This is a genomic window from Galactobacter sp. (genome assembly GCF_022712295.1).
Classification (GTDB): Bacteria; Actinomycetota; Actinomycetes; order Actinomycetales; family Micrococcaceae; genus Galactobacter.
The window spans coordinates 1-6,969 of sequence record NZ_JALAGT010000018.1 but is presented as its reverse complement, the minus strand read 5'-3'; the positions used below and the strand labels follow the sequence as shown (position 1 = coordinate 6,969).

Here is a 6,969-nt window from a genome sequence, read left to right as displayed (position 1 = left end):
ACCCCAGATCAGGAAGGTGACCACCATGGCCGCGATGAAGGCGAAGGTCGGCAGCGTCCAGGCGGCGGTGGCGGAGAAGCCGAAGATGATGGCGACGCAGGCCCCGACGGAGGCGCCGGAGGACACGCCGATCACGGACGGCTCGGCCAGGGGGTTGGCGAACACGCCCTGCATCACGGTGCCCGCCACGGCCAGCGCCGCACCGACCAGCAGCGACAGGGCGACACGGGGGAAACGAATGGTCCACAACGCGGCGTCGGATGGGTTGTCCAGCGGATCGGCGCCCTGGAACACGATGCGCCAGATGGCGCCGAAAACGTCCTTCGCGGTGGCGTCGTACTGGCCCACGATGGAGGAGACCACGATGACCGCGAGGACGGCCACGAACAGGATTACACCGACCAGCCAGGCGCGTGCGCCGCGGTGCCCGCGGTGGCGGAGCTTGAGCCGCCCGTTCTTGCGGTACCTTCCGCTCAGAGTGGGATCCGGCGTGGGGGCGGTCGGGGCAGAAATGCCCGACGTCTCGGACGCCCCTTGGGCGGGGACGGCACCCGAGGTGCCGTCCCCGCCCAAGGAGGATCCGTCGTCGGACATGGTGGCCGGCGCGGGGGATTGGCTCACTTGTCAGTTCCCTCCTGCGTGTAGATGGCGGCGGCCAGGGCCTCCAGGTTGTCAGGAGTGCGGGGGCCGTAGGAGAGCAGCTGGCCGTCGGCAGCGGTGATGATGCGCTTGTTGGCGCCGGCCTTGGTGGCGGCCACGCCGGGGCGCTTCAGCAGCCCGTCCATGCCGCCGGTGGATTCCAAGCCGGCCTCCATGGCGAGAATGACGTCAGGGTTGAGCTTGACCAGGGATTCCGGGTTGGCGGGCTTGAGCTGGGTGATGTTGTTCTCGGCGGCGACGTCCTCGAGGCCCAGGCTCTTGAGCAGGTCCCCCGCACCGTAGTCCTTGCCGAGGATGAAGAAGACACCTGCGGTTCCGCGCATGTAGAGCACGGCGCCCTTGGGCTTGGTGGAGGTGGCGGCGGAGAGCTTCTTGATGTTCTCGGCCGCCTCGTCGAGCCGCTTCTCCGTGTGGTCGGCGAGCGTGTCAGCGGCGTCCTCCATGCCGGTGGCTGCGCCGACCGCCTCGATGCCGTCGCTGATCTTGTCCTGGGAGGGGATCTCCTCGAAGGTGACGACGGTGACGCCTGCAGCGGCCAGCTGGTCGTACTTGTCCTTGGAACCGATGGTGTTGTTGGTCAGCACCACGGTGGGTTTGAGGTTCAACACGGCCTCGACGTTCAGGTCGTGGCCGTTCTCGGTGACGGTGGGGAGGTCAGCAAGGGATTTCTGCGTGTCCGAGTTGGAGCGACCGACGAGCTTGTCCTCCAGACCCAGCCCGATGACGGTGTCGGTGAGGGTGCCGTAGAGGTCAAGCGCCAGCATGCGGTCCATGTTGTCCACGGTGATCTTCTTGCCGGTGGCGTCGGTGACGGTGGCCGGAAGTTCAGGCTTGGCGTCCTTCACCACGGGTTCCATGTCCGGGATGGTGGTGGCGGAGACGTGGCCCTTGAGGCTGAGAGCGTCCTTGGCCTCAGGCAGTGCGTCGCCGGAGGCTGCGGCGCCCTGCGAGGAACCCGCTGCGGAAGAGGACTTCTCGCCGGAACCGGATCCGCCACCGCATGCGGCGAGGGAAAGGGCGGCGATGGTCGCCATGGCGGCCAGGCTCATGGACAGTTTCTTCTTCACTGGTGCTGCTCTTCTCGTGGCTGGTGTTGTTGTGGTTCGTGACCCGGACGGGTCTGGCTGCTGCTCGCGTTGGCCGCGGCGCTGCCGGTCTCGGCGTCTCGGGGAAAGTCTGGGGTCCCGCCCGTGGCGGGCGGGGCCGGAGTTTGTGTCCGACGGTGGGGCGCTGGGTTCAGCGCCCCACCGTCAGTTCACGGGGATCAGTTCTTCGCGGTCGTCTTGCGACGAGCGGCGAAGGCGACACCGGCCGCGCCCAGCAGGGCGAGGATGGCGCCGGCACCGATCAGGTTGGCGTTGTCAGCACCGGTGGAGGCCATCTTGTCGCCGCAGACGATGGTGGCCTTCATGCCCTCGGGAGCGCCGGCCTGGTAATCGGAGGCGTTCGCGGAGGCGGGGACGGTGATGCCGGATTCCTTCGGAGTGATGGAGGCTGACGGCTTGGCATCGTCCTTCGTGGCGGCGGTGACCGTGGTCAGCTGCTGCACAGCGGAGAACAGGCCCGCCGGATTGGTGGCGCCACCAGCGGCACCGGCGGAGGACCCGGAGACCGTCAGGTTCAGGCTGTCCAGGGACTGTCCTGCGCTGTAGAAGCCTGCGAAGGCCTTGGCGCCGTCAGCGGTCAGGGACACCTTGCCGTTGGTGATGCCGTTGGAGCCGTCACCGGAGAAGGTGATGTTCGCGAACGTCACGTTGGACTGCGAGGCGTCCTTGCCGTCCATGTCCTGGGACTTGGAGTCCAGGATCAGGGTGGCCTTGCCGGAGCCGGCTGACTTGATCCGCAGGTTGGAGAAGGTCGTGTCAAGGATGCCGTTGTGGCCGGTGAAGTGGACCGAACCCGGGAAGGTCACGGTGCCACCGTTGGCCAGCGAGCCGGAGCCGGTGCCCCAGGTGAGGCCGGAGCCGGACTGCGCAGCACCACCGGCGGTGGAGATGTTCCCCTTGGCGATGCCGCCCTGAATGTAGGACAGGAAGGAAGCCTTGATGCCCCAATTGAGGGTGGCGGAGCCGGAGGCTGCGGAGCTGGAACCGGAGTCGGAGTCGGCCGCCGGCGCGTTGGCCTGCGGGGCCGACGCCGCCGAGGTGGCGGAATCGGATGAGGAGGCCTTGGCGGAGCCGTCGGACACAAAGACCACGCGGCACTGCTGCGCGGCGGCGGCCTGACCCGGGGTCACGGAACCTGGGGTGGTGGAACCTGGGGTATTGGAACCCGGGGTGGAACCGTTGTCGCCGTTGTTGGCACCGTCACCGTTGTTGGGGGCACCGGTGTTGTCGGAGCCACCAGCGGTGGCGCAATCCAGCTTCACGACCTGGTCGGAAGTGATGACGTCCTCGCCGATGTTGCCGTGGGCAACCCAGGTAATGACGCGGACCTTGTCGCCTGCGTCGGCGGGGATGCCGCGGACGGAGTTGGTGAACTCGCCCTTGGCGCCCAAGGAATTCTTGGTGATCCAGATGGCCTCACCGAGCGTGGTGTCATCCATGTTGTCCATGGTGATCTTGGACAGGTCTGCGTCCTGCTTCACCACGGCTGCGTAGACGCCGTCTGCACCCTTACCGGAGTCGTTGATGGGCTTGGGCAGCTTGTCGTTGACGAAGCCGGAGCCCTTCAGCTCCACCTTGTAGGAGGAACCGTCCTTGAACGCGGTGGCGGTCACGGTGCGGCCGTCCTTGGTGGAGACCACGGGCTCGCACTGCTTGGCTGCAGTGTCCTTGCCGCCATCGGTGTTGCCGTTACCGGAACCGTTGTTGTTGCTGGGCCTCTTACCAGCGTTGGTGTCGCCGTTGGAGTTGTTGTCGTCACCGTTGCCGTCGCGGGAACCGCCGTTGTTGTCGGTGCCGGCTGGCTTCTCGGAGGTCGCGGATACGGTGGCGTTGATGTTGACCGGGTCCATGACCTCGCCTGCCTCGTAGAAGCCGCCCATGGCCTTGTTGCCGTCCTCGGTCAGGACCGCCTTGGCCTCATTGAGGACCAGGGCCTTCTTCGCGGCAGCCGCCTTACCTGCCAGCGGGACGCCGGCGATGGTGTAGTTCTTGGCCGGGAAGGTCAGGTTCGCGAAGACGATGCCTTTCTGGTTGAAGGCCGGCGTATTCATGGTCTCGGAGGCCGGGACATCGGCGTCGAGTATCAGCTGCGCCTTGGTGCCGGACTGGAACTTGACCTTCAGGTTGGACATCTTCAGGTCCATTTCACCGTCGTGACCCGTGAAACGTACCCCGCCCTTGAATGCGATGGTGCCCTTGCCGTTCTCGTCGATGACGCCGGTGCCCTTGGGGAACTTCAGCACGCCGTGCTTGGTGGGCTGCGTCGCTCCGCCGGAGAGCGTGGTCTTGCCGTCGTTGTGGACGGGCAGGTGGGACATGTACGTACGGAAGGACTCCTTGACGCCCCACGTCAGGACGGCGTCAGAGACCTTGTAGTTCTTGACCTCGGGCTCCGGAGTCGGCTCAGGGTCCGGGGTCGGTTCGGTGGCCTTGCTGGGGAGTTCGACCTCGTCGTTGGTGAGGATGACGTCGTCGCGGATGTTGCCGTGGGCAACCCAGGTGACGATTTGGATCTTCTGGCCGGCGTATTCGTTGCCGATGCCGTTCAGGGTGCGGCTCCAGTTGCCTTCGTCATCGATCTGAGCTCCCGTGACCCAGTCGGCGTTGCCGAGGGTGTAGTCGCCCATGTTGTCCATGGTGACCTTTGACAGGTCGGTGCCGGGCTTGAATGCTGCGACGTAGACGCCGTTGGCCGGTGCGCCGGACTCGTTCAACGGGTCGGGGAGGGTGTCCTTGAGGAAGCCCTTGCCAGCAACTTCCACTGAGAACTCTTGGCCCGCTGCGTAGGTGGAGGGCTCGTAGGTTGCCGTGCCCTTGAACTCAGGCTTGGGTGTCGGGAAAAGGGCCTCCTTCTGGTCAGCGGTCAGTTCGATGGGAGCGCGGTAGATCTGGCTGCCGTTGTTGAGGTTGCCGTGGGCCAGGAACACGACGACGTCGTAGTTCTTGTCCTTGTTCAACGCGTCGGCCTTGACCATGGAGGTCTTGTTGAGATTGCCGCCCGCGATGGTGGCCTTGTACGCAAACTCTGCACCGAGGAGCTGGCCTGCCTCGATGTCTGTGTCGCTGGTGGCGAGGTTGCGGTCGATGACGGCGACGTAGACGCCCTGGGCGTCCTTACCGTTGGCCAGGACCGGGAAGTTCTCGTAGCCGGTGCCCGTGACCGTCACGGACAGGCCGTCAGCCTCAGAAGCAGCGGTGACCGCGTGGGAGGTCTCCGGAGCGAACTCGGGCTCGGGCGTCGGGAAGAGGGCTTCCTTCTGGGCCCCAGTCAGGGTGATTTCGTCGCGGGTGACCAGGGTGTCGGGCGTGATGTTGCCGTGGGCTGACCAGGTGATGACGTCGTAGGACTTGTCCTTGGACAGTTTGTCGGTGGGGACGTTGAGGTCGGCGGTGAAGGCCCCGTCCGTGAAGCCACCGTTGAAGGGGTTGGCCCAGGCATTGGCGAGTGTCGCGTCGGCACCGAGCCCCTCGGCGGGGATCTCAAGGTCGTGCTCCACGATGGCGGAGTACACGCCGAGCGCGTTGCCTCCGATGCTGGGGGAGGGTAGGTCGAAGAAGTCGGTTCCGGTGACGTGAACGGTGAGTCCTTCGGCTGCGGAGGCCGTGGTCACGGACAATTGAGCACTCGGGTCAGCCGCGGGTTCCGGCTCTTCCTCGAGCGAGTCCCCGTTCGCGATGGCGATGCTGGTGTCGGCCGCCGGCAGCAGGTTCACGGACAGGATGGTCTCCTCGGTGATGTTGCCATGGGCAACCCAGGAAACCACCTGGTAGTCCTCGCCCGTTGGCACATCGCCCAGCGTGGTGGTGAAGTTGCCGTCTCCCACCTTGGCCTTGGTGACCCACGCGGCGTTGCCCGCCACGGTCTCGTCCATGTTCTCCATGGTGACCTGCGAAAGATCTGCGTCCTTGTCGAAAGCGGCCACGTAGACGCCGTTGGGCACGCCCGCCGTTCCGTCGCCCTTGATCGGGTTGGGGAGGTTGTCATGGACGAAGCCGGTTGCGGTGACCGCGACGCTCTTCGTCGTGTCAGCCGCATGGGCCGGCGCGGCCACACCCGCGACGCTGCCGAGCAAGGCCACCGCTGCTGCGGTGAGCGTTGCCAGACCTCGACGCCAGCGTGGAGGCTGAGTGGAAGACATGCTGGTGCTCCAGGGTCGGTGATTGGAAACAGCGCTGACAAGCGGCGCACACAGCTCATCCTAAGATCAGCCCTACAAATACCGCAACATAGATATGGCCTATCGTGTCGATGGATACGCTAGGCTTTGCTCACTCGCAATCGAAAGGGAAATCAAGTGCAGACGGAACAGTCTTCGTTCTCGTCGCGTCTGCGAGACGCGACCCGTACCGACCACACCGAGGCGGAGACGTCCAGCTTCATCTCCGACCTCATGCAGGGCGAGAGGACCGGCGGCGACTACGTGCTCTTGCTGGCCCAGTACCGCCCCATCTATGCAGCCCTCGAGTCCGCCGCTGCGCGCCACCGCAGCAACCCGGCCGTGGCAGGACTCTTCGACGAGAAGCTGGACCGCCTGGCCAGCATCGACGCCGATCTCCCCAAACTGGCCGAGTGGGCCGGTCTCCCCGCGGTCCCGGCGATCGTACCCGCTACGCAGGCCTACGCCGACCGCATCGAAGCGGTCGGAAACGACACGGATCCCGCGCGTTTGTTGGCCCACCACTATCTGCGTTACCTCGGCGACCTCTCCGGCGGTCAGGCCATCGGCAAGCTCGTGGCCCGCCACTACGGACCGCCCGCAGATGCCATGAGCATGTGGCACTTCGAATCCATTCCCAAGCCCAAGGTCTACAAGGACGGCTATCGCGACCTGCTGGACGCCTTCGGTGACGCGGCCCAGCGCGACGCCGTGGTGGAGGAGGCCATCAGCGGTTTCCGCCTCAACCGCGACATGTTCGTGGAGCTGGACGGCATATCCAGGGCTGCCGTCCCAGCCTGATCGGACTCACTTCCGCAACGAAGAAGGGGACCCTCACGCCTATGGCGGTGAGGGTCCCCTTCTTCATTCGTGGAACGAATAGGTATTAAACGAATTTTCTATACGTTGCGTGAGTCACTCAATGCCGAGTGGCTAAAAGAATGTGAAGCGCACCACTGGAAAACCACTGCCCGACGACGTGGGGGTGCGTTCCGTACGGAACGCACCCCCACGTCGTCGGGCAGTGGTTTTCCAGTGGTGCGCTT

The 6,969-nt window shown here is 65.3% G+C and carries 4 protein-coding genes; 1 reads left to right on the top strand and 3 read right to left on the bottom strand.

What is annotated here, in order from left to right:
• The 3 genes from Q0A15_RS01445 to Q0A15_RS01435 all read right to left on the bottom strand — a co-directional run.
• The coding region (locus tag Q0A15_RS01445; protein ID WP_291277762.1) for an iron chelate uptake ABC transporter family permease subunit at positions 1-621 on the bottom strand (621 nt) is incomplete at its 3' end.
• On the bottom strand, positions 618-1,727 hold the full coding sequence (locus tag Q0A15_RS01440; RefSeq protein WP_291277761.1) for a hemin ABC transporter substrate-binding protein: 1,110 nt from the start codon (positions 1,725-1,727) through the stop codon (positions 618-620). The genes Q0A15_RS01445 and Q0A15_RS01440, both read right to left, overlap by 4 nt.
• A 197-nt stretch (positions 1,728-1,924) precedes the next feature.
• A complete protein-coding gene (locus Q0A15_RS01435) occupies positions 1,925-5,905 on the bottom strand; it encodes an HtaA domain-containing protein (RefSeq protein WP_291277760.1) in 3,981 nt (1,326 codons plus the stop codon).
• 156 nt (positions 5,906-6,061) lie between these two features.
• Here Q0A15_RS01435 and Q0A15_RS01430 point away from each other — a divergent pair, with 156 nt between their 5' ends.
• Positions 6,062-6,724, top strand: coding sequence for a heme oxygenase (biliverdin-producing) (locus Q0A15_RS01430; protein ID WP_291277759.1), 663 nt, complete (start codon positions 6,062-6,064; stop codon positions 6,722-6,724).
• Positions 6,725-6,969: the final 245 nt, after the last annotated feature.

What these genes read in the sequence shown, in the direction of transcription:
- Q0A15_RS01435 (WP_291277760.1), bottom strand. Translation starts at nt 5,905, where the DNA reads ATGTCTTCCACTCAGCCTCCACGCTGGCGTCGAGGTCTGGCAACGCTC.